At 68.8% G+C, this 23,371-nt stretch carries 11 protein-coding genes; 5 read left to right on the top strand and 6 right to left on the bottom strand.

Annotated features, from left to right (window positions below; translation table 11 throughout):
• Positions 1–65 precede the first annotated feature (65 nt).
• The 4 genes from FXF50_RS04915 to FXF50_RS04930 all read left to right on the top strand — a co-directional run bounded on the left by FXF50_RS04915 (position 66) and on the right by FXF50_RS04930 (position 7,258).
• The gene (locus tag FXF50_RS04915; protein WP_148426009.1) at positions 66–998 is read left to right on the top strand and encodes a type II toxin-antitoxin system Phd/YefM family antitoxin; all 933 of its coding nucleotides are present in this window, start codon (positions 66–68) and stop codon (positions 996–998) included.
• Positions 999–1,281: 283 nt separating this feature from the next.
• Entirely contained in the window at positions 1,282–2,538 is a 1,257-nt protein-coding gene (locus FXF50_RS04920; RefSeq protein WP_148426010.1) for a hypothetical protein, read from the top strand.
• Positions 2,535–4,538 carry a hypothetical protein gene (locus FXF50_RS04925; RefSeq protein ID WP_148426011.1) on the top strand — a complete coding sequence of 668 codons (2,004 nt, stop codon included), beginning with the start codon at positions 2,535–2,537 and terminating at the stop codon, positions 4,536–4,538. The genes FXF50_RS04920 and FXF50_RS04925 overlap by 4 nt, the downstream gene beginning before the upstream one ends.
• An 89-nt stretch (positions 4,539–4,627) precedes the next feature.
• On the top strand, positions 4,628–7,258 hold the full coding sequence (locus tag FXF50_RS04930; protein ID WP_148426012.1) for a helicase-related protein: 2,631 nt from the start codon (positions 4,628–4,630) through the stop codon (positions 7,256–7,258).
• A 206-nt stretch (positions 7,259–7,464) separates the two neighbouring features.
• Here the strand turns inward: FXF50_RS04930 and FXF50_RS04935 are convergent, their stop codons facing one another.
• The 6 genes from FXF50_RS04935 to FXF50_RS29180 form a co-directional block, all read right to left on the bottom strand.
• On the bottom strand, positions 7,465–9,285 hold the full coding sequence (locus tag FXF50_RS04935) for a hypothetical protein (protein ID WP_148426013.1): 1,821 nt from the start codon (positions 9,283–9,285) through the stop codon (positions 7,465–7,467).
• 122 nt (positions 9,286–9,407) lie between these two features.
• Positions 9,408–14,336, bottom strand: a complete 4,929-nt coding sequence (locus FXF50_RS04940) for a DEAD/DEAH box helicase (protein ID WP_148426014.1) — start codon at positions 14,334–14,336, stop codon at positions 9,408–9,410.
• Complete coding sequence (locus FXF50_RS04945; protein ID WP_148426015.1) at positions 14,333–17,575, bottom strand: hypothetical protein; 3,243 nt, start codon at positions 17,573–17,575, stop codon at positions 14,333–14,335. The genes FXF50_RS04940 and FXF50_RS04945 overlap by 4 nt, the downstream gene beginning before the upstream one ends.
• Positions 17,576–17,835: 260 nt before the next feature.
• Entirely contained in the window at positions 17,836–18,222 is a 387-nt protein-coding gene (locus tag FXF50_RS04950) for a hypothetical protein (RefSeq protein WP_148426016.1), read from the bottom strand.
• Complete coding sequence (locus tag FXF50_RS04955; protein ID WP_187399527.1) at positions 18,219–20,678, bottom strand: AAA family ATPase; 2,460 nt, start codon at positions 20,676–20,678, stop codon at positions 18,219–18,221. Before FXF50_RS04955 ends, FXF50_RS04950 begins: the two co-directional genes overlap by 4 nt.
• A 325-nt stretch (positions 20,679–21,003) precedes the next feature.
• On the bottom strand, positions 21,004–21,168 hold the full coding sequence (locus tag FXF50_RS29180) for a hypothetical protein (protein WP_187399528.1): 165 nt from the start codon (positions 21,166–21,168) through the stop codon (positions 21,004–21,006).
• Positions 21,169–21,332: 164 nt separating this feature from the next.
• Between FXF50_RS29180 and FXF50_RS04965 the strand changes: the two genes are divergently transcribed.
• Positions 21,333–23,369: an N-6 DNA methylase gene (locus FXF50_RS04965; protein WP_148426276.1), complete on the top strand. Its 2,037-nt coding sequence runs from the start codon at positions 21,333–21,335 to the stop codon at positions 23,367–23,369.
• Positions 23,370–23,371 lie beyond the last annotated feature (2 nt).

Genomic DNA, 23,371 nt, shown 5'->3' on the forward strand with positions numbered 1-23,371 from the left:
CCACGCCCACGCCTACCACTTAAGGTGTACACCATTGATGTGTTCACCTCAGATGTGGAGCCGGCATGATCATCGCTGAAACGCTGTCGGTGCGAGACGCGAGGGTGCGGCTACCAAGCATCCTCGAGCGGTTCCGAGCCGGCGACCATGTGCCCGTTGCCCTCGGTGCGCATGGCCGCGCTGAGGCCGTGCTGATGCCGGCTGACTTGTTCGCCGAGCTCACGGCCGCGATTCCAGCCGACTCGCGCGTCGCAGCGCCCGTGGACCCGCTCGTCGCGGCGGCCGCCGCGCTGCGGGTCGAGCCGCGCACCCGGCGGTGGGCACACCTGAGTCTGTGCATCCTCGACGCGGTGTACTCGATCGGCCAGCGGTACGAGCATGTCGTCGAGATCTGCAACCGGTATGCGGACCTCGCCGGTCTGAGGGACCGCTATCTCATCGTTGGTGAGTCGTCCAAAGTGAGGGGCGAACAGGATCTGTGCAGCTTCCGGGACTGGGCCGTCCAGCGCGGCGCCGATCGCCTGGCTGAGGAGGACCTGCAATGCCGGAACAGGACACACCGCAACCGGCTTGCGCCGTACAAGAGCATCGCGGTCATCGCGTATGCCGACGTGCTCTGCAGCCACGGGATCACATCGTTGCTGGATGCGGCTGAACTCCTGACCGACGACGGCCGCCTAGCGAGCGTTGAGGCCGACCTACGACGCGTGCCCGGCAACGGCATGAACGACGTCCGGCTCGACTACTTCTGGATGCTCGTCGGCGACGACCAGCGGATCAAGCCCGACACCATGGTGCGCCGATGGGTCCGTGACGCCTTGGGCCTTTCGTCGCTGCCGACAGCAGCTGACGCCCGCACACATGTTATTGCCACCGCACCCAAGATCGGCTGTACGCCGTGGGAACTCGACCACGCCATCTGGCTGCATCAGCGGCAGACCCCGCGTCCGGCCGGCCGAGGGAAGTGGAAGGGCACCGACCTTAACGGCAACGCGTAGAGCCCACTCCGGATCGCTGGGGCCTTTCGGACAGTGCCGGCATATCCGGCCTCCTGGCGAGGCTCGATCCAAGGTCCCGTGCCCCCAGCAGCGACACGCCATTTCCGCCGCTGAAGCCGTCCGACCAGCGGCCCGGGCTGAGGCCTTGGGCGCGCTCATCCGCGGATTGTCGTAGCTCACAGATAGATTCGTTACCAGTCGCCCGGGCAGAGCCGCCGCATTCCTATCCATCCCCCTGGGGGTGATTCTCGCAATGCCGTTGATGGGACTCACACTTCCGGCGGTGTCCGCCTACGACCCGCCAGCCTCCGGTGAGGGGAGCCTCGACCCGATGGGCCTGGGCGCGATCTCCGATCGGCTCGCCGAGCGGTTGGTGCCAGCGCTGCGGGCGCGGATGCGCTGGGTACGGTTTACCACCGCAATGGCGGTCGGGGCGGTCGCGACGGAGTCCTTGGCCGATGAGCAGCCCCACGACGGCGTCTCCACACCGGCCATCTGCTTCGAGTGGCTGCTCATCGAGGCGTTCGTGCGCCGGATCGAGCGAGCCCTCCCTTCCGACGTCCCTGGCAGCCAGAAGACGCGCACCGCGATCAACCGGGGCGAGCGGCTGTCCCGACAGACCTACCTCAACAGTCCGCGGGTCTTCGGCTTCTACGGCGTCTACAAGCCGTTCGCTGTTGACGCGGGTGTGCTGACAAAGGATCTGGCGCCGGCCGAGCGGTGCGTCGAGCTGGTCCGGGCGTGGGAGCACGACCACGGCCTGACCGGCTTCGCCGACGAGGCCCCCGACACCGAGGGCGGGGCGATCCGACGGCGGGTCCACGAGGAGGTGCGCGCGGCGCTGCAGAAGGGGTCCCTTACGGTCGCCACCGGCGCGCAGCTACTCGGGCGGCTCGCCACCACGCTGCGGCCCGACAAGGCCGCACCGACCGAGGCAGCGGTGCTGCGCCGGCTTCTCACCGACCCGAGGCACGAGCACCGCGCCGAACTCGCCCTCCTGCTGGCGGGCGACGACCGCATCGCCACCGAGCCACAGCTGCTCACCGCCGTGCGGAAGCACGCATCCCAAGAGCTGGGCCGGATCATCGACGCGGTGGTCAGCTACGAGAAGCTGGCGGTCCTCGTCAACGCCGCCTTCCGCCTGCTCTGCAGCGTGTCGTACTCGCTTGGCGGCCAGCCACTCACCGCCGCACACATCGCCGACGACGAGATGCTCGGCCGGTGCGCCCGCGAGATCCCCGAGCTTTTCAAGCGCGCCGCCGACCGCGTGGCCGAGGTAACCCATGACATCGACCTGGAGCAACGCCTCGGCGAATTCGTCTACCCTCGCTCACCGAAAGACCTTGCCGAGTTCGTACTTCACCATCACGAGCAGGTCCAAGCGGGCAAGCCCGGCGGGAAGCAGAGTTGGTTCGAGCCGCTGCGCGATGGCTGGGTCGTCCGCCCGCCCTACGGCAGCCCTGAACGACCGGACCTCAACAACTTCGTCCACCCTGTACGCGTTCACACTCTGCGCAATTTCATCGGGGCTACGTCATGAGCTTGCGGCTGCTGGAGCATTGGTCGGCGCCGCAGCATGCTGGCCGACCCGCGGCATGCCTGGCCACCACATTCACCTTCGACGCCGACTTCTTCGCGCAGGACTGCCTGTCCCGCTTCCTGTCGCTCTCGACAGGCACCGGCGACGGCGATCGGATCTCCACCATCGCCTCGATCCTCGAGGAGGAGGACCGACTTGCCGAGACGCAGGTGACCGTCCTCGCCGACCGCAGCACGCGCACCCAGAAGCGCAACCTGCGCTGGGATCTGCTCCCGGTCGCCGTACCAGGCGATGGTCTGTTGCATGCCAAGGCCGCGGTTCTGCTTTGGGAGCGTCATTGCCGGGTGCTGCTCGGCTCGGCCAACCTCACCGCCGCCGGCTACCGGCAGCAGGTCGAGTTCGGCCTCGCCCTGGACCTTGACGAGCACTGCCAGATACCACGGACGGTCTTCATCGAGTTGCACGACGAACTGCTAGACCTCGTCGACCTCGCTCCTGGATCGTCGGAGGTCGGTCCTAAGGCACGCGCACTGGCCACCCTGACCCTGTTTCGCGAGCGCATCGCGGCCGCCGACCTGCCCGCCTGGCCAACTGCGGGTATTCACATCGCACTCGCGCCCGGTAGACCGAAAGTCAACCCGCTCGACCGTTACGAGGCGGTTTGGCGCGGGGGGAAGCCATTGCGGGCAACCGTGCTTTCGCCGTTCTGGGACGACGTGGCGCCCGCGCCCGGCATCGACGCAGTACGCCGCCTACTCACGGGGCGGCCGACGCAGGAGCGCCACCTGACCATCCTCGCCGACATCAGCCCATTCACCGGCAAGGTGCAGGGACCGCCATCCCTGATTGATCAGGGCACACCGGTGTCCGCCTATGCGAGGCCTGACAAAGAGCGGCGGACACTGCACGCCAAGCTCGTGCTCCTGCAGAGTGACACGTGGGTCGCGGCGATGGTCGGCTCGTCGAACGTGACAAGGTACGGCCTGGGCCTACACCCAGGCGCACACCGGGAGCTCAACATGTGGATCGGCTGCGAACTGAACTCGGCCGAAGGCAAGGCTCTGCGGGCTCTCGCCGCCAAGGGCGACCCGATCGTGCCCGACGCGCAGGAGTGGGAGACGCCGGCCGACGAGGACGAGGCCACCGGGCACCAACTGCCGCACGGTTTCGTCGACTGCCTCCTGCACCTGCGACCCGAGCCAGCCGCAACCCTCACCCTCGATCCGGCAACGCTGCCCGCCAGCTGGCGGATCCTCGACCCAGCAGGCCATCGTCTCTACGACAGCGCGGCCTCGTCTACAGCCATCCAGCCTCAGGTACGGGTTCCGCTCGCGCCGGGCACGCCGCTGCCGGCCTACCTGCTGGTCCGTTGGCACGTCGACGGGCAGGAGGTTGAGTCGACCTGGACCGCGAATATCGACGACCGCGGTGCTCTGCCGCCCCCCAGCGAGCTACGGGAGATCCCCGTCCATGCCCTGCTCGCCGCGCTCGCCTCGACACGACCGTTGCCCATCGCCGTCGAGCAGGAGCTACGCAAACTCGAGCGGGTCGCAGATGTTGGCGCGGATACCGGGTTGGATCCGCTGACGCGCTACGACAAGTCGCACCTGATGCAGCGTGTCCGGCAGTCCTCACTCGCGCTGATGCGGCTGCAGGGACGGCTCGCACGGCCGGCGAGCAACCTCGATGCGGTGCGGTGGCGACTGCACGGGGCGCTCGGCCCGCTCACCCTTGCCGAGAGCGTGGTCCGTACGTCCGACGAGCAGATGGTCAACGGTGAGAAGCAGTTCATGCTCGCCGAACTCGCTCTCACCATCGCAGCCGTCGACTGGTCGGCCGTCCGCAACGTCGACGAGCGAAGTGTAATCACGCGAGAGGTGACGGCGGTGCTGGAGCAGATCCGGGAGCAGACGCAGCGCCTGCCCTCGTCGCAGGACGCCACCCTTGACCGATATGTCCGCGATGCCGTGGAGGAGGCCCTGGCGAAGTGTGGCCACTGAAACCTGGGATCAATCTCGCTACGGCTCGTCGCATATCCACACAGGACGCCGAGCGGCAGCTGCGTACTGCCGACGCCATCTTGCGCTCCTTGGCTGATCAGCCCGGCGTGGTACTCGCCGACGAGGTCGGTATGGGCAAGACCTACGTTGCCCTCGCAGTGGCGGTCTCCGTGCTGGAAGCAACCGGGCGCGCCAACCCCGTCGTCGTCCTGGTCCCAGCGGCGGTCGCCGAGAAGTGGCCCCGCGAGTGGCAGGTCTTCGCCGAGCACTGCCTCCCGCCCGGCCACGGGCTGCGCGGGTCGCGGCCGGTCAAGCGAGGCAGCGACCTGCTCAAGATGCTCGACGACCCCCCTGAGGAGCGCCAGCACCTCATCTTCGCCACGCACACAGCGCTCACCGGCAGGCTCACTGACCCGCTGATCCGGCTCGCCCTGCTTCGCCAGGCCACCCGTTACGACCGCGATCGGGACAAGCACCGCCGGGTGCTGGCCAAGCATGCCCACGCACTGCTGCGGGAACCCCGGTTCCGGGGCGCGGCCGGCGAGGCCTTGGTGGCGACGCTGCTCGAAAAACAACCGGGCCGGTGGAAGCAGGTGTGGGACCGGGGTCGACCCGAGGATCCGCTCGACGACGACCCGGTGCCTGCGGCACTGCTCGACGCCGTATCCGGGCTAAACCTCGAGGACCTACGGCAGGCGTTGGCGGCCGTTCCTGTCTACCGCACTGCCAACCTGGAAGAGCGGCTCAAGGTCGCTCGGGCACAGCTCGAGTGGGCACTTGGCGAGGTATGGAAGGGGGCCCTGCAGCGCCTGGATGTCCGGCTGCCACTGCTGATACTCGACGAGGCCCACCACGTCAAGAACAGGACCCAGCTCGGCAACCTCTTTGCCAACACTGTTGACGAGCGTGGCGCGCTGGGAAACATGTTCGAGAGGATGCTGTTCCTCACCGCCACACCGTTCCAGCTCAACCATGACGAGCTGATCCGGATCTTGCGTAGATTCCATGGCGTGCGCTGGTCGTCGCAGGCGGCGCGGGAGCGGTTCGACGACCAGGTGGAAGAAATACAGAACGGGCTCAACCGAAGTCGTGCTGCTGCACTGCGGCTGGAACGGGCCTGGTCGCGGCTCGAGGAGTCCGACGCCCCCCAGGTTGCCTCCGCCGCCACATTCGACGTTCAGGAAGGGCAATCTGAGCGCGTCCGTACGGCGATCTCAGCCGCAGCCGCAGCCCACGACGAGCTCCGATCGGCCGAGAAGCTGCTGCGTCCATGGGTCATCCGACACACCAGGGCCAGCCGGACCCAGCGTCGCGACTACCACCCCGGCCGGGCGATCCTGGACGGACATGACACCGGTTCCGGCCTGACCGTCGAAGGCGACGCAGTTCTGCCGTTCCTGCTCGCCGCCCGCGCCGAGGCCATCGCAAACCTCCATCGGGCGGGTAAAGCCAGCCCGGTGCGGGGCTATTACGCCTACGGGCTCGCCTCATCCTTCGAGGCCTACGCCGACACGAGAGCCCAGCGGATCGCCAAGCTCGACGACCTCGAGACAGCCGACGACTGCACGCCGGACACGTCCGCCACCGCCGCGAAGGACCAGCTCCGGTGGTACGTCGAGCGCATCAAGGCCGCCCTGCCGCACGACACCGTCGACGGCTGGGCGGCGCACCCGAAGGTTGCCGCGACTGTTAGCCGCGTGGTCGAACTATGGCGGCGCGGCGAGAAGGTCCTGGTCTTCTGCTTCTACCGCGAGACCGGCCGTGCGCTGCGCAATCACATTTCGCGCGCCATCCGTCGCGAGATCATCGACCGGGCCGCGCAGGCCCTCGGGAGGCCCGCCGACGACGACGTGCTAGCTGAGGTCGACGCGATCGCCGAGCGTCTGCTACGCAGCGATGTCAGCGGGTACGACGCCTTCCGGAAACGAGTCGCCAGCTACGTCAACGGACTCGACGACGAGACGGCGCAACGGGTGCAGGACGTCGCGGTCCGTTTCATGCGTACGCCCTCGTTCCTGACCCGTTATGTCGACCTCTCCCCCAGCCTGACCATCGAGGGGCTACTCGCTGGCCTGGACCGCGGCGCGCCTGGCGCCACCTTCGCAGACCAAATCAGTGCCTTCGCCGCCGCCCTTGCCCAACAGGTCGACAAGGAGCGGGACGACGTGCTGAACGCCCTCGCCAGCATCCAGACCGGTGGGATCCGCGTCAGCAGCGAACACTTCGACACCGCCGAGCACTCCCACGATCGCGAGGTGCTTCTACCCAACGTCCGCCTCGTCAACGGGGAGGCCAAGCCGGCCACCCGCGAAACGCTCATGCAGACGTTCAACACCCCATTCTTCCCCGAGGTACTCATCGCCAGCAGTGTCATGGCCGAGGGCGTCGACCTGCACCACGCTTGCCGCCATGTCATCCACCACGACCTGGACTGGAACCCCAGCACGCTGGAGCAGCGCACCGGCCGCGTCGACCGCATCGGCTCCCAGGCCGCCCGGGTCGGCCGGCCCGTCGTCGTCTACGAACCGTACGTCGGCGGCACCCACGACGAGAAGATGTTTCGGGTCGTCAAGGACCGCGAACGCTGGTTCGGCATCGTCATGGGCGAATCCCCCGACAGCTCCGAGTGGGCCACCGAACGTCAAGCCGCCCGCATCTCCCTTCCCCCAGCGCTCGCCAGCGCCCTCACCATGGACCTGGCCACCCCGGTCGGTCCATGAGCATCGCCGCCAAGCCGGGCCCAGAACTGGCCCACGTGGAGTCAGTGGGTTTTGTCCGACCCCGGCGATGGTCGCGGCGGCACTGGGCCAGGGTCGAGAAGGCGGAGTCCGCGTTACCACGGCCCGATGTCGGTTCGGCCTACGGCCGGATCAGTGCAGGGATCGGGAGGGGACCCCGTCTTCGTGGCCCCGGCGCATGCCGATGGTCAGGGACGATAGTCGTCGTGAAGCGCCACGCGGGAGAACTCGTAGCCATTCTGGGTACGCCAGTAGTGCAGCCGGCGAGCGGCCGCTGATTCTCGCTGTAACGCAACCCGCCAGCAGATCGCACCGTCGGAGCGGCGGACGTAGGGGCTGCCGGCCTCGCCGGTGCGTAGGGGGTGCGCGTCGCGCCCGGGGAGGTGCTGCGCCTGACCCGTGAGCACCTCGACCACCACGGCGACGACCTTTGCCCGGCTGATGCCCTCAAGTTGTTCCACGGAGTCGAGGAAGGCGCCGGCCAGCGTGTACTTGGCGAGCGGCTTGTCGGCCTTCTCGGCGGCCGGAATGCGCTGCGCCCACTCACAGGTGACCTCGTAACGGAACTGTTCTTCTGGATCGAGGAACAGCGGCCCCTGAACACCGGCTGTCTGGTCGACGCGGCCCTGAGCGCTCCTGAGCCGCTTGCCCAGGCGCTGCCGAGCCAGATCGGCGCCGCGGTAGCGGGTCTGGAGCTGTTCGATGGCGCGGATTGCCTGCGCAAGCTCGGCCTCCAACTCGGCAGCCCGAGCTCGTAGACCCACCAGCTCGCCGGCGAGGGCCTTCCGGGTCGCCCGCTCGGCCACAAGCTCGTTTCTCAGTAGTAGGACTTGCGCCTGCTCTGCCGCAGGTACCGCTTCGGCACGCCGGGCCATCACGGTCTGTTGCGACGGGAAGAGGCGATGGACCAAGTCCAGGGGCGTTGGCTGTCGAGGCGCGACAGTGGGCACGTTCGGTAACGGTGGCGCCACCGTCGGGGGAAGTGACGTCGGCGGCGGGGACGGCGCTACAGCCTGGGATTGCGGGTCTGGCTCGGGCAGGCGCAGCCACGGAGGCCCGCCCGGCAGCAGGCTCGGCGCTGGCCTCGGCACCTCGTCGTCGTCGACGTCATCCAACCGCAACCGCAGCGGCTCGACCGTTACCAGGCGGCAGGCGACGACTTCCCCGACACTGAACAAGCCAACCAGTGTGTCCTTCTGATTGCTTGTGACCGCCTGCCGATCGATCTCGACTGAAAGGCCGGGCAGTAGCCGCACTGTGACGCTCTCGTCGGCCACCGCCGCCACCTCGGCCAGAACGACGTCACCGGCCTGATACGCCTCCTGAATGCCGCCCTGGGCGCTGGCGGCGTCGGCGAAACGCAGCGCGGCACGCAGATCTAGCCGCCGAGAGTCTGGGTCGTAGCGGCCCGATACGGACTGCCCCCTGCCCAGCACTCTGTCCAAGGCAACGCCGGGAAGGGTCAGTTCCTCCCACACCGTCGCCACGGACATGTCGGCGAACATGACCAGCGCGCGCGACCCGATGATGCCCTGCACCCTCCCAGAGCGCTGCTGCGTTCCCGGACGAGTGCGCGGTTCGACCAGTCCGGCTGCCATGGCTGCTTGCAGCGCGTCGCTGATCAACTGGTCGGTGATGCGTTTGCGGTCGTGCGGCGAGTAGGCGAACCGCAACCTGCTGCGCCCGGGGTCGGAAACCCAGGCATGATCGACTGGGTACACCCGGCCCGCGCCGCCGTACACCTGCGTCATGGCCGGCATCACCCGTGAAAACGCCCACGAAACGTCGCTCGTGGGCATCAGCACGACCTCGGCAAGGTCACCGACCGCCTGCTTGACCTCGTCCGGATCACCGAACGGCTCGTCGTGCTCCCCCGGAATGGTCAACACCACGACCGGCCACCGCCGCCCGGGCACCAACAACCAGTGCGCGAGCTCGCTGGCCTCAGCCTCCGAAGCGATGCGCCGCACTTCCGGCGGCGCGACGCCGCCAACGCCCGACTGTCCCATCAAGCTCGACTTCCTCCCGGCAGGGATTCACTTCGGATAAGCCCGACCTCTGCGGTCGCCCCGCATCATGAGACGGCTGCGCTCGGCGGGAAGCGGTGAGTGAGACACCGCCGACCCGCATGTCACAGCACCGCAACGCCGATCAGCGTGAGACCGTCTGCTTCGCCATCCAGTGGCGCTCCCGCAATCTGCTGCAACCCTGCGCCGACGATGCCGTGGGCGTCGCGGCGCAGCCAGAGCCGTCCGACTGCGGCTTTGCCGTCGCGGCTGGCAAGGACGACGCGACCTTCGTAGAGGTCCAGTTGGCCGGAGGCAACTGGTTCGAAGACCTCCCCGGGCGCCTCCGACACCAGGAACCGGCGGGTCGCCGTGAGGGCGGGATGCACGTCGGACAGGGAGATCCGCAAGGCGCCAGCCGGGGCGTGGTCGGTCTTGCCGAGTAGGCGGCCGAGAACGTCCGCTGCGACGCCACGACGTAGTTGTTCGTGGTAGCGCTCGTTGCGAAACACTCGCAGGCATCGGTAGCAGCTGGTTTCGGGACCGCACTCGCAGTTGCGGACACGTCCCCGGGCCTTCTCGAGTACGTCGGGCAGTCGCTCGGCGATGCGCTGGACATGGCCGGCTCCGCCGGGCACGGTGTCGTACAGCATGATGACGCTTCGTCCGGCGTCGGTTTGATACATGGTGGCGTCTATGTCGTCGCGGCTGATCTCAAGGGCCAGGACGGCGCCTTCCACCAGGGCGTATGCGATCGACCGCCAGGCGCTGTCGTCGAGTCCGCCCACGGCTGTTCCGTCGAGGCTCAGTTCCAGGACGTCTGTCTGGTACTTGTGTGCCAGCGACAGGTTCTCCACACGGCCGCTGCAGTCCCGGCCGCTGAGCGGGCTTTGGTGGCTGGACAGCCCGTCGATGGTCGGGCGTCCAGACCCGCAGGTCGCGCAGATGAGGAAGCCGCGGCCGGCTGCTCCGTCGCTGATGGCGATGAGTTCGCCTCTGGCGCCGGCTCTGATGGTTATGGTGCCGCCGACGAAGTTCAGTTTGTCTTCGTACAGTTCCGCACCGGGCGAGACGACGTAGGTCGCCCCATGCCAGGCTCGCCGTGGCGCGCTGGTGGGCCGCCGGGCGCTGTTGCGGGCGGCGACGAAGCCGAAGACCGGGATGGAGTACTGGCGGGGTGCGCCGACGGGTGCTGCCCCGCAGGCCGGGCAGGCTTGGTCGAGGCGGTCGATGGAGTCGCGGTAGTGGCCGCAGCCGTCGCAGATGACGTAGTAGCGCCGTTCCAGGTCCCTTCCGGGTAGTCGGTAGACGCCGGCGGACTTCCAGGTCAGCCCACCGGCAATGACCTCGGCGCCGGGTGCGTACTCGTAGATGGCTGAGGACAGGTCGCGGGACAGTTCCAGCTGCTTGGCGTGGTGGGCGTCGGCGAACGCCAGCCGTAGCTCCACGGTGTCGACCGGGAAGCCGTACTTCGGTAGCACGTTGCGGTTGGCGAGAAGCCCGAGGAGCTCTCGGCTCGTGATGGTCTTCATGACTCGGCTGTAGCGGGCGGCCTGATCGTCGTGTCGGGCGGCGAACGCTTCCTGTCGTTTCTGCTCGTAGGTGTCGACGTCTTGCTGCAGCTCGGCCCGCACCGATTCGAGGAGGTCGAGCAGGTGCTCCACCCAGCCGGCGGGGTCGACGCCGATCGCCGCCTGCACGTCGGTGGGTAGGACCTGCCGCAGCGAGTCGGTGATGTCCGTCGGCACAGGGGTGAGGAAGTCGCGGACCCACGTGACCGGAGCTATCCCGCTGTCGTCAGGCAGGAGGAACTCGCCTGCCGTGCGCCAGATCGTGCCGTGGACGCGGAACTGGTGGCGGAAGAAGGCGGCCATGGCGACGGAGTGGGCGTGCCGCCGGTCGATCCGCACATTGCTGAGAGGTACGTACGGTGCTCGGACCTCGCCTGCGATCATGTGGTCCGGTTCCGCGAAGCGGGACAGGTCGTGTGAGCGTCGTTGGGCGTAGGTGACGACGAGAGCGGCGGCGTCCGTGCGGCGACCGGCACGGCCGGCCCGCTGGACGTAGTTCGCGGTGGTGGGCGGCATGTTGCGAAGCATCACGGCCTGCAGTTCGCCGACGTCGACGCCGAGCTCAAAGGTCGTCGAGCAGGACAGGGCGTTGATCTCGCCGCGGACGAACTGCTGTTGGATCTCCGCGGCCCGTTCGCTGGTCCACTGGGCGGTGTGTTCGAAAACGCGTAGGGGCACCGGGTCCATCGCCCGGTAGACGTTGCGGTAGTGGTCGCTGTCGGTGTCGGCCGCCGGTTGACTCCAGTGTTCCAGCGTGCCGTCGCAGGCCATCGTCGGGCAGGTACCGCGGACGTTGAACGGGGTGATCTTGCGGCAGGTCGAGCACTGCCAGAAGGCGGTGTCGCCGCCGACCGGGGTACAGGTGATCAGAGCAGGGTCGAGTTGGTAGACCTGACCGATGCCGCGTTCGGTGCTGCCGATCAGCCATTCCTTCTGCGGTCCCCTGGTCAGCAGCTGCCATACCCCGTCGAGGACCTGGAGGGGGTCAGGGTTGCGCCCGAGCCGGTTGATCAGCCGGCGCAGGTAGTCCAGGCGACGGTTGACGCCTTTGGTGGGCAGCCAGCTGAGCACCTTTCGACGGTTGTCGGCGCCGGTGCCCCTGACGTAGATGGGGCCGAGCCTGGGTGCGAATGCTTCATCGCGGGGGTCGACCCCGTCGAGTGCGGCGACCGCGCCTTGAAGCCGGATCGATCGAACGAGCTCGCCGATCAGTGCCCAGGATTCATCTGTGGTGAGGCCGAGGTCGGTCAGGGGACGGGGCGGTGTCCAAGCCGGATCGCGGGACATGTCCCATGCGAGGAGCCCGCGACCTTCGAGGGAGTTACGTTCGTCGACACCGACGACTTCGACTTGCGCCCACACGGCGACCTGTCGTTCGCGCGCCTGCCGTGATTGGCGGCGTTCGAAGAGGCCGTATCGGTCGGCAGCTCGGTTGGTGTGGTAGATGATGTCTTCCAGCCGGATCTCACCGTCGGTTTCGGCGGCAGCGAGGGCGCCCTCGTGGAGCAGTCGTCGGTGTTGCATACGGTGGTAGGAGTCTTCGAGGTAGGGCGCGAAGTATGCCGCCGATTGGCGGCTGTCGCTGAACAACAGGAGTTTGCGCCCGCCTCCTGGCAGGCCTTGCTGGATGGGGTCGGGCGCTACCGGCAACTTCTGGTAGAGGGCGGTGGCGAGGACGGCCGCCGAGGCTTCGTTTCCGCTGGAGAAGAGGCGGATGAGGCCGTCACCGCGGCCACCGCAGGCCAAGCAGGCGGTGAGTTCATCTGTACGGTGCCGGAGGAAACGAACGTGGCGCATGGAAGCATTCGGGCAGCGGGGGCAGGTGGTTGCTGGGCCAGCCTGGAAGACGCCGCACCGGCTGCACATACCGCCCAGCTCGCCGGCGGAGTTAGCCGCGCTGGTGGTCGTCTCTTCGTCTTCGTCGGTAGCCACGGTGTCGACCAGCGCCATCCATACGCGCTGTTCATCTCGGGAGCGCCGGGATCGGAAAACCTTGTGCGCGCCGACCTGCTCCAACATTCCGGCGAGGTAGACCGTGCCGCAGCGGCGGCATGTGCCGAATTCGAAGGCAGCGTCGGCGCACTGCTCACACCGCTCGTGTCTGGTGAGACTGACGTGTGGGCCGTTGGGTCCGAGACAGGTGAAGGCACCCTCGGTAGCGCGGGCGAAGAGGTGGTAACGGGCGGACAGCACAGGTGAGCCGTCGCCGTCGTGGATGCTGTTGGCCAGGGCGACCAACGCTGCAGAGGCGGGCTGGTCGCCGGTTGTGAACAGTGCCTGTGCTGCTTCCGGCAGTGGCACCGGCCCGTGGGCGAGGAGCGCCCTGAGCCGGCGGACCCGCTGCTCGCGGGCCAGGGCGTTCGCCGGGTCGTCACTGTCGTACCCGTGTTGTCGGGCGTGGTCCAGGATGGCGGCGGCGGGGTCGTCGGCGTGCAGGAGTTCGGCGTAGGCCGGCGCGGGCAGAGGTCCCCACTCCGGTCCGGCGGGGAGTTCGACTCGGTCGGCGGTGACGACGTCCTGCCGGCTCTCGTCAGCCGGGTCATACACGAATCGGGCCGGGAACAGGGATGTGGCGAACTCGGCCACCGCTGTCATGTCGCCACCGACGGTTGCGCTGGTGGCGATGCATTGGATAGGCCGCTCGGTGCTGACGCGGTCGACCAGACGGCGTAGCAACATCGCGAGTTCCGCGCCCCGCGCCCCGTCGTATACGTGTGCCTCGTCGACGACGACGAACTGCCAGTGCCCGGCGTGCTCGCCCTCGAACAGGTCCATGTCGAGGGGGCGCAGCAGCAGGTACTCGAGCATGGCGTAGTTGGTCAGCAGGAAATGTGGCGGCCGGCGCTGCATCTCTTCGCGGCTGAGCAGCTCGTTGGGCAGGGGGCGCTCGTCGGGGTTTTGGCGCTCGAACACTTCGGCGGCCTCGCGGCGGGTCTGCCGGGTCTCCCCCGTGTACCGGCCGAAGGTGATGTCCGGGGCCTCGGCCAGTAGACGGCGTAGCCGTTTCATCTGGTCGTTGGCGAGGGCGTTCATCGGATAGAGCAGCAGTGCCCTGACGCCGGGTCCGAGTGTTCCGGCCGAGCGTTCGGCCATGATGCGGTTGAGGATCGGCAGGAGGAAGCTTTCGGTCTTGCCGGAGCCGGTGCCAGTGGCGACGACGAGGTTGCGGCCGGCGGCGGCCTTGCGGATCGCCCGCTCCTGATGGCGGTACAACGGTCGATCGAGGTCGAAGCCGCCGCCGAGCGTGGCGATGCCGGGGTCCAGGACGCCGACATCGATGAGCTCGCGTGGGGTGGATGCGGTGACGTATGGCGGTGTCGCCTCGAGCAGAGGACCCTTGGTGATTTCCTGGTTGATCGCGTCGCTGATCGCGCGCTCCAGGGCAGCCGCCAGCCGAGGGTCCTTGGGTTCCACCAGCGTGCGCAGGTAGCGCTGGTAAGTAGCAACGATGGCGTCGCTGGTGGCGATGGGGTCGAGGATCATCGGGCGGCTCCGGATCCGATCAGGGTGAACTCGGCAAGCAGAAGATCGATGGTGACGAGGCGGGGTGCGCTGCGAGCGAGGGTCGCGTGATGCGGCAGGGTGCGCGGCAGCAGCCGCTCACAGCCGTCGTGTCCCCGGGCAGCCAGGCGGGCGACGAAAGCCAGGACGAGCGACAGCGCGGGCAGTGCACACCAGCCTGTGGTTGGCTTTCGCGCTTGGACCGCGTCCGTTACGCGCTGCCCGCTGACGGCGTGGATCTGTTGGCGCGAAACGAGGAGTAGCTCCTTGGCGGCGCTGGAGACTCTGCCGAGGCCCGGCTGTATCCGCACATCGAACAGTTGCCGGGCTGCCGTCAAACGCTCGTCGGCGTCGAGCAGACCGCCCGGCACGACGCGCATCGCCTTCCACAACCGGTCACGTACCTCAATCGGAAGCTCGGCCAGGCGTAGAGCCGACTCATCGAATCGACCAACCGTCCGGTAGGGGTCGATGCCACCGGCGAGCAGATGCAGCGCCACCTCGCCGCAGACTGCCGATACCTGCTCGCGTAGCTCCTCATTCCCGTCTTGCTCGCCGAGACGATGGGCCGTGGCGAGCATGCCGGCCAGAGGGCTGATCCCCCACAGCTTGGTCTCGTCCCGCTCTCCGACGTACGCGTTGGGGGGTGCGGCGATTAGGCCGGAGTGTACGAGTGGGGCGACCAGCCGGTCGGCCGAGGTCCTGGTCTTCGTCAGCGCGATGAGAGTTTGCGTGGGATAGCGCCGCAGGATGGCGGAGATGCCGCGGACGTCCCGGGTTACCCTGCCGCGCAGGCCGTCCGCCCGGTGGTACAGGTCGATCAGCAGCGGTGCGATGTCCGGGTGCTCGGGCAGGTCGCCGGTGCCCGCCAGGTAACCCGACACGGCGTCGTCGGCGGTGTCCTCTCCGCTGGGTTTCCACTCGCGGTCGGCGATGTCGAAGGCGTTGTCGGCCGCGGGCCAGTCGGGCCACTCTGCCGGCACCCACGGGTCCTCGATGCGCAGCAGCACCACCAGAGGCCCGGCGGTGGTGACCTCCTCAGGAAGCGCATCGCTGACCAGGTCCTGGTTGAAGGTCACGACGTGCGGGGGTTGCCACGGCGCGTATACCCGGTAGAGACCGGCGACCAGTCCCTCTGCATGCACGCCGTCGACGAGGATCAACCGGTCTTTGTCGAGGTGGACGGAGCTGGCGAGGCGCCTCGGGGTGCAGCGTGCCACCGGGAAGTCCTGGCCGCCGACGCGGACATCGAGCTGGGCGATGCCGTGGACGCCGACGGTGTCGGCGATGGCGGGGAGGGCGAACCGTGCCAGGGCCTGCCCGTACGTGGCACCGGAGACGACGGTTTGCAGCTCGCGACCGGCGGCCTTGACGACGAGTTGGGCGTCTGCCACCTCGGGAAGCCGAACCAGGAGCTCCCCCTCGCCGATCGTCTCGCTGTCCAGACGCAGCGGCTGCAGGGACCAGGCACCGCGGCCGTTGCCGCCGAGCCGCTGGACCGCCATGTGCGCTGGTGTCACCCGCACGGTGGCTGATCCGGCACTGCTGTCGATCTGCATCTCAGCGGTGACGTCCTTCGGGCCCAACTGCACCATCGCTGGGGTGACGGTCAGGCCATGCAGGCTGGCGCTGGCCCGCACGGTCGCCGGTTCCAGACCGTCGGCGCGGATCTCCCGCCAAGAGGGGTTGGAGCGGGCGTTCAGGCCCTCGACCAGTTCGAGGGTGCGGGACAGGCCGCGGCCGAGGGGACCGCGGACGGTTACCTCGTACGTGCCGACGAGGGGTCGGGGTAGCCGATGCCAGGGGTCGATGGTGGTGTCGCGGATGACGGTGACGACTTCGGTGGTCAGCTGATCGGATCCGGGTCTGCGGATGCGGATGGACCACTCGGTCGTGACACCCGGGTCGGTGGGCAGGGTCAGCTTCGGCGCGGCCGTGACGACCGGGCCGCCGGTGAGGCTGCACACGCCGGGCAGTGGCGGGTCGAGGTGCAGCTGAGCGCGTCGGGCGCCCTTGACTCGTCGTGGCGTGCCATTGCCGAGGCGCAGCTCGGCCACATGGCGCAGGTCGACACGGCGGAGGATCCAGCCGAGCCAGCCGTAGGGGGCGGGGACTTCGCCGAGGTCGTGCAGGTCGCCGGTGACGTGGAGCTCGAGCAGTGCGCCGGCGTCGGTCTCGTGGGGGTATAGCAGCCAGGCTGGTTCCGGCGGCAGGCTGGCAGTGGCCGGTACGCGTCGACCGTCGTCGGTGAACACCAGCAGCGGATCCCGCGGGTCGACCACCTCGATCTCGTGTTCCTGGTCGTAAGCGGCGAGTTCGACGGTGAGTTGTCGCGCGGGACGTGCGATGGGCAGTGCCGTCGCGGGTACGGTCTCCCGCACGCCCGGCCACATCGACCGGCTGACCACGGTCTGCGCCTCACCGTCAATGCGCACCTGCCACACCACGTGGCCGTCCGCTGCGTCGGGCACCGAGGGCAGCCACAGCAGGAGTCCGCGTCCGAAGGGCTCAAGTTCCAGATGGGGGCGCGCTTGCGTGATCCGGGTCCCCGAATGGACGCGGTCCGTCGCACCGGTCCAGTCGAGCTGGCCCGACTCGGCAAGGTGCTGCGCCTTGGCGATCAGATGGGGAGGTAGTCCGAGGCCGTCGGCGTGGAACACCGGCTGGCGGAGTCGCTCCAGCAAGTCGATGCAGCGGTCGATGAGGTCCTCGGCGTAGTCGCCGCCGTACTGGATGAAGCGCTGCACGGGCTTGTCGAGCGCGAACAGGCGGCTCTCGCGGCGGGGGGTCAGTGCCCAGGCCAGGAAGTGCTCCGCGGACATGCCCGGATCGCGGGCCAGCCGCTGCAGCAGGAGGTTCAGCAGGTCGCCGATGCAGTACGCGGGGACGCCGGCGTGCATGAGGATCTCACCGACGTTGACCTGCGGAAGCCCCGGGAATCGGGCCAGCTTGAAGCGGTCGAGGTTGGCGCGGAACAGCTCCCCCCACAGGCTCTGGTCGATCCTGCCCGGCGCCAGCTGGTGTACGGCGCTCCAGTAGTTGCCGTGTTCGTAGCCGACGGCGCCGATGCCGGCGAGGCCGGTGACCAGGCACGCTGGGTAACGGTGAGCGAGCAGCCGGCGGCGGTGGTACGGGGCGGCGTCTCCGCAGACCCGGCCGAGTGCGCGGACGACCTCTTTGACCTCCTCTTCCAAGGCGCCGAGTTCGGAGACGAGCGACACGGCGGACAGGGCAGGCGCCCAGGCGAGTTCCCGGTCGCGGAGGAACTCAGATGTTTGTGACACGTTCTTCCCCTCTAGAACGCGGCCGCAGCCGTAGAGCGACTATGCAAGTGAGTCGTGGTCGGCACAAGACGAGCAACAGGTCACAGCCTGTGCGCTGCCCGATCGGCCCACCAAGTGCCACCAAGATCGTTCGTGCCGTCGCCCCGGTCGGGGGAACGACAAGTCGTTGTCGCTGTGCAATGGGTTGCCTGCAGCGGCTAAGCAGAGTTGGTGGTGTTATTCGCGAAGGTCACGGCATGGAGCTGCGGTAGGAGGCGGGTGACGTCCCGGTGCCAGCCCTCAAGTTCCGACACAGTAGGCGCCAGCTCGTACACGTGGTGGTGCATGGCGCGGGAGAGGCCGTGCCATGCCGTCCTCGCGAGGAGCGCCGTCGAGGCATCGACGAAGGCCGGTAGGGCGAGCAGTTGATGCCGCATCGGGCATCCGGAGACGCTGGGTGCGACCCGGTCCCAGTAGATGCGCAATCCCTGTTCAAGCGCCAGGCGGGTGAGGCAGGCGCAACCGCGCTGCCAGCAGCGGCGCATACTGCGGCTGGGACGGTGCAGCAGGGTGGAGGCTTCGTCGAGAAGCTGCTCGGGGGTCATGGGCGGCGCAGCCTCCTCACCAGGTGCCGTGCTTCCTCGATCAGGACCGCGAGGTTGCTGGTGGCACCGCCGTGGGAGCCGTTGTTCGCCGCCTTGACCACACGAGCGGCGGTGGGACCGAGCTTGCTCAACTCGGCAGGCAGGTCACCGACGCGCTTGCGGTCGTCCAGCAGAGCGAGGGCCAGCGTGGGGCGCAGTCCCTCGGCCTCGCTGATGGCGGCTTCCGTGTCGGCGATCGGCGTGCCGGCGCGGAAGCCACGGATCCGGATCCGCTCGTGGCAGGCGTACTCGAGGGCATCGCGGATGAGGTTGCAGACGATGGTGGCCTGCACGGTGCCTGCCATGTTCTCGTCGTGGATGATGGCCAGGGCGTCGGTGAGGTAGCGCTGCCCGGGATCACCGTCTCGATCACCGGTGACGGTCACCTGGGAGCGGGCGAGGCGGCTGACGGCGAGGATCCGGGCGTCGAGCTGCAGATGCCGGACGGCGGCGGGGAGCCGGTCGTCGTGGGTGAAGACGATGACCTGCCGGTGCTTCGCGACCTGGGCGAGGACCTGAGCAAGGCCGTAGACCTTGGCCGGGTCCATGGACTGCACCGGGTCGTCGATGACGAGGAACCGGAATGGGCTCTCGGGCATGGTGGCGCGCGGAAGAAACAGCGCCAGGGCGAGGGAGTGCAGTTCGCCCTGACTCATGACGCTGAGGGCCGCTCCGGGTACGCCGTCGACCTCCACGTCGAGGTCGACCCGGCGGGTGGTGCCTGTGCCGGCCAGCTTGATCGCGCCAAGTTGGACGTTGCTGTCCTGCCGCAGGGTGTTCCAGATGGTGGTTGCCTCCGCCGCGACAGGCGCCAGCTTGTCGGCGCGGATCTCCTTTCCGAACTCCAGCAGCTTGGCGATCGCGGTCTTAAGGGCTACGAACATGGTGGCGGCGTGCCGGCTGGCGTGTTCGGTGTCGATCCAGGTGCGGAGTTGGTCGGCGACCGGCTGCCACGCCTGCCGACGACGCGCCAGGGCGTCCCGGGCGGCGGTTTGCACCGGAGTGAGGGCGGTGACGAGGGCGTCGAAGGCGCCGATTGCGGTTTCGGCGATCGTGGTGGAGTCCGCGGTGCCGAGCAGGTCGTCCCAGCTCTGCCAGGCCGTCCGGGCGTCGCCGGTGTGGACCTGCTCCGAGGAGAGGTCGAGGTTCAGGGCGGCAGGCAGGGCGGGCACCTGCTGGCGCAGGGCGCGTCGGGCCTCGCGTTCGGTCCGGTGGGCGGCGTCGAGCTGCTCGGCGCGTCGCGTCAGCCGCTGTAGCTGCGTCTGCGCCTGGGCGGCCCATTCCTCGTCCAGGGTGCGACCCCCGCACACAGGGCAAGGCTGATCGGGGTGGTTGGCGCGGTGGCGCAGCGCGTCGCGGAGCAGCCCGGCCAGTGCCCTGGCCTCCTCGGCCGGGGTGCCGGCCAGCGCGTCGATCTGGCGCAGCGCGGTGCGGAGCCGGTCGACTGCCGTGCTGAGTTCGGTGTGGCTGGGCAGGTGCAGGACGTCGAGCTGGCGCAGCGGCACGACGGTCACGTCCTCGGTCGCTTCGCCGCTGGTGATCAGGGTTTCGAGCTGGTCGAGATCGGCGAGCCGGCCGGCGAGGGCGTGCTCGGCGAGGCGGGCGCGGGGGTCCGGGTGCTCCGCCAGCGCCGCGTTGAGGGCCGGAAGGCTTTCGGCGGCCCGCTTGCGCTGCTGGTCCATCTCCCGGCGGGCGGTCTTGAGCATCGTTTCGATCTCGACGAGGCGGCCGAGTCCGAGGATTCGCTGCAGGGAGTCGTACATCTCGCTGTCCTTGCCACCGAGGAGGCCGCCGAGTTCCGAGTAGGAGAGGAAGGGGCGGTGGAGCTCCAGGGACTTGGTCCAGCCGAGGTCGGCGACGCTCTGGCGGCGCTGGCCGGTGGCCTGTAGGAATGTGGTGTACTCGGCGAGGTTCGCGTCGTTGGCCCAGTGGCAGTCGACCGTGGCGCCGTCGCGGTGGCCTTCTACGCCCAAGCGGACGCGGATACGCGGGTCGGTGCTGGCGTGCAGGTTGCGCCAGCCCTTCTGCCAGACCGCGGTACGGCCGGCCCAGCGCTTGTTGTTGCCGGTAAGGGCGAACTCCGCGGCTTCGGCGAAGCTGGACTTGCCGGAGCCGTTGCGGCCGGTGACGATCGTCAGCCCCGGCCCGGGGATGAGGTTGAGGGTGGCGGTGGGGCCGATGCCGCGAAAGCCGGTCACCTCGACGCTGGCGAGATAGGTGCCGATCGGCTCGGACGCCGCCTCCTCTGCGGCGGGTGGTTCGGGCCGCCGCGGGGCGGTTCCGCCGAGTACGGCAGCGAGGTCCTCGCCGCCGAGCAGGGCGGCGATGATGAGGTCCTCGGCGGTCTCGGGCAGGTTGGCGTGCTCGAGGTGGTCGAGGATGAGCTGGTCAACGGTGCCGGTCTGGTCGCCTGTCACGTCGTTCCTCCTCACGGGGGGATGAGGGACGGGTGGCCGCGCCTCCAGCGGGTGGCTGGTGGCGCGACGCACGGCGTCTCGGGGGTGGCGCGGGGCCCGTTACTGGCCGCGGATCTTGTGACCGCTCTCGGCGTCGGGGGTAGAGGATGGCGTCGGCGACCCGGCCGGCGGAGTCCTTGGCGCCGCCGCCGAAGTTCAGGACATCGGCGGCGTTGGCGCTGAGCCGAGGGCGGCGCCCTTCTCGCTCTCGGCCTTCTTCAATGCCGTGGTGGCCGGCTTCGCCCCAGCGGTCGTCGGCTGAGCTGCGCCAGCCGGTTCGGCCACCTCATTGCCACCAAGAGTGACCGCACCGATGCACCCGATCGCGCATCAGACCGGCCAGTCCGCCGACGATCCACGGCCACTTGCGCTTCTTTGCCAGCGCCGGCATCGGCGCCTGCGGACGCGCCGGACTGAGCGGGCGGGCGGCGGATTTCTGCGGATGCGTCATGGGAGCTCCGTGTCGGAAGTCGAGGCCGGGCTCGACCAGGAAACCGCCGCAAACGCCCGGCACGCACCTCGGTATTTGATAAGGCGGGTTATCAAGCGTCGCCAATTGACATCTGAAGCCACACGACTACGGTGGAGCTCCTCGATTAGGAGGGGGTGAAGAGCATGATGTCTGAGCTCATGTCGTCGGGCGAAATCGCCCAGTTGGCGCACGTCGAGCGCCCGGTGGTGACGACGTGGCGGCGCCGGTACCCCGACTTCCCCGCCCCGGTGCCCGGCGCCAGCGTTCAGTTGCTCTTCCCCGCCGACGCGGTCCTCACCTGGCTGCTGGACCGCAAGCTGGGCAACGCTGACCCGGAGACCTTGCGTGCCGAGCGCGCTTTGCACACCCTCACCGCGTACGCCCGTCAGCACGGCGGCCGCCGCCTGGTGCTCTCCTTGGGCGCCGCTCTCTGCCTGCGCGAGATGTCCGGCCAGGTCCTGCCGGCCGATCCGGTGAAGGTGGCCCGCCGGTTCGACCCGGAGGACGAATTCCTCCTCTCAGACCTGCAGGAAGCGCCCGCCCTGGCCGATCTTCCGGGAATGGTCGAGCAGCTGATCGAGGGTGCCTATGAGGCCGGCAGGGCATACCGGTTCCTGCTGGCCAGCGCCGCCCGCCTCGGCTGGCCGGAGATGGGTGCCGACGCACTTACCCCGCACCTGGTCACCCTGATCCGCCTGGCCGCCGACCTGCCGGGCCGGTTACGCGCCGGCAGCCGGATCACGGTCGGTGACCCGTATGCAGGCTCGGGCGACCTTCTCGCCGCACTGTTGACCGATCAGGAGCCGGAAGCGCTGAGTTTCAACGCCGTGCAGTCGGACGCGGCGCTGGCCCGCCTGATCCGCCGCCGGCTGCTACTGGCCGGTGTCCCCGAGTTCAACACCGAGGTGGTTCCGGACGAGCTGAATGACGAGTTCGCCGACGTCGATGTGGTCGTGACCCGCCTGCCCTACCAGCCGACCGAGCAGCGAGACCCGGCCGAGGACCTCAGCAAGATCAGCGACATCGCCGACCGGCTCGGCCCCGGCTGCACCGCCGTCGTGGTCGGCCCCGCCGCAAGCCTGGTCGACGACCTGCGCGACACCGACGCGATCACCAAGCGGTCCGACCTGCTCACCAGTGGTCTCGTCGAGGCTGTGGTACGACTGCCCGGCGGCATCTTTCCGGCTCGCCCCGGCCACTCCGCTGCCCTGTGGCTGCTCACCCGCGACCCGGTTCCGGCCACCCAGGGCCGCCTGCTACTCGCCGACGTCAGTGGCGCCGCGCTCGATCAGCGCGTCGCGGAAGCCGCGGCCGAGGACATCCTGCTGTGGCGGGCCGAGGGCTACCGGCGCGACGGCCACGACCCGCGGACCGGGTGGGTGGTCCCGCTCGACGCCCTCGATTTGCGCCGCGGTGCGGCGCTGCGGCCGCCAGGCCCGGCCTGGGTCACCATGCGCGCCCGGCTGGCCGCCGATCGCCCTGCGCTGATCGGCGAGATCGAGGGCCGTCTCACCGAGGCGGTGCACGAGGCCATCCGGTACGCGAAGGAACATGGCCCCCTGAGCACCGGGGTGGCACAACGCGACGGAAGCCGCCCGAAGGAGCTCTCCCTCGGCGGGCTGCACAGCGCTCGCCGGGTCCGCCCCCTTCCTGGGCACCGTCTGTCACCTGAGCATGCCGGCCCGCGGGGTCATCACCGAGTCATTGGCGCTGCGGAGGTCGTCGCGCAGTCGTCCACACGCTGGATGGACCGACTCACGCTCGCCGCTGAGTACCCGCACGTCGGCCTCACCGAACCGAGCGACCTCGTAGTCACCACGGTCCCCCATTTCGGTGTCGTTCTCGACGAGGACGGCTTTTCGGTGATCGAGTTCCCGGCTCGCGGCCTGCGCGTCTCCCCCGGCGACGCCCTCACCCCGCGAGTGCTGAAGGCGCTGCTCGACACCGCACCCAACACCACCCGCAGCCCTGGTGCGGTTCGCGGTCCACGGTTGCGGGACGTGACGATCCCCGATCTAAGCCGGGACGAGGCGGCCCGCCTGGACGAGGTGCTGCGCCGCCTCGACGAACGCGAGCGTCTACTGCGACGGCAGGCCGGCCTCCTCGCCGAACTGCGCGAACTCGCCGTCACCGGCTTCGCCGACGGCACCCTCACCACTCTGTACGGTACGAACTCCTGAAC

Source organism: Micromonospora sp. AP08, assembly GCF_008085935.1.
Taxonomy (GTDB): Bacteria; Actinomycetota; Actinomycetes; order Mycobacteriales; family Micromonosporaceae; genus Micromonospora; species Micromonospora chersina.

What these genes read in the sequence shown, in the direction of transcription:
- FXF50_RS04915 (WP_148426009.1), top strand. Translation starts at nt 66, where the DNA reads ATGATCATCGCTGAAACGCTGTCGGTGCGAGACGCGAGGGTGCGGCTA.
- FXF50_RS04925 (WP_148426011.1), top strand. Translation starts at nt 2,535, where the DNA reads ATGAGCTTGCGGCTGCTGGAGCATTGGTCGGCGCCGCAGCATGCTGGC.
- FXF50_RS04935 (WP_148426013.1), bottom strand. Translation starts at nt 9,285, where the DNA reads ATGGGACAGTCGGGCGTTGGCGGCGTCGCGCCGCCGGAAGTGCGGCGC.
- FXF50_RS04940 (WP_148426014.1), bottom strand. Translation starts at nt 14,336, where the DNA reads ATGATCCTCGACCCCATCGCCACCAGCGACGCCATCGTTGCTACTTAC.
- FXF50_RS04950 (WP_148426016.1), bottom strand. Translation starts at nt 18,222, where the DNA reads ATGACCCCCGAGCAGCTTCTCGACGAAGCCTCCACCCTGCTGCACCGT.
- FXF50_RS29180 (WP_187399528.1), bottom strand. Translation starts at nt 21,168, where the DNA reads ATGACGCATCCGCAGAAATCCGCCGCCCGCCCGCTCAGTCCGGCGCGT.
- FXF50_RS04965 (WP_148426276.1), top strand. Translation starts at nt 21,333, where the DNA reads ATGATGTCTGAGCTCATGTCGTCGGGCGAAATCGCCCAGTTGGCGCAC.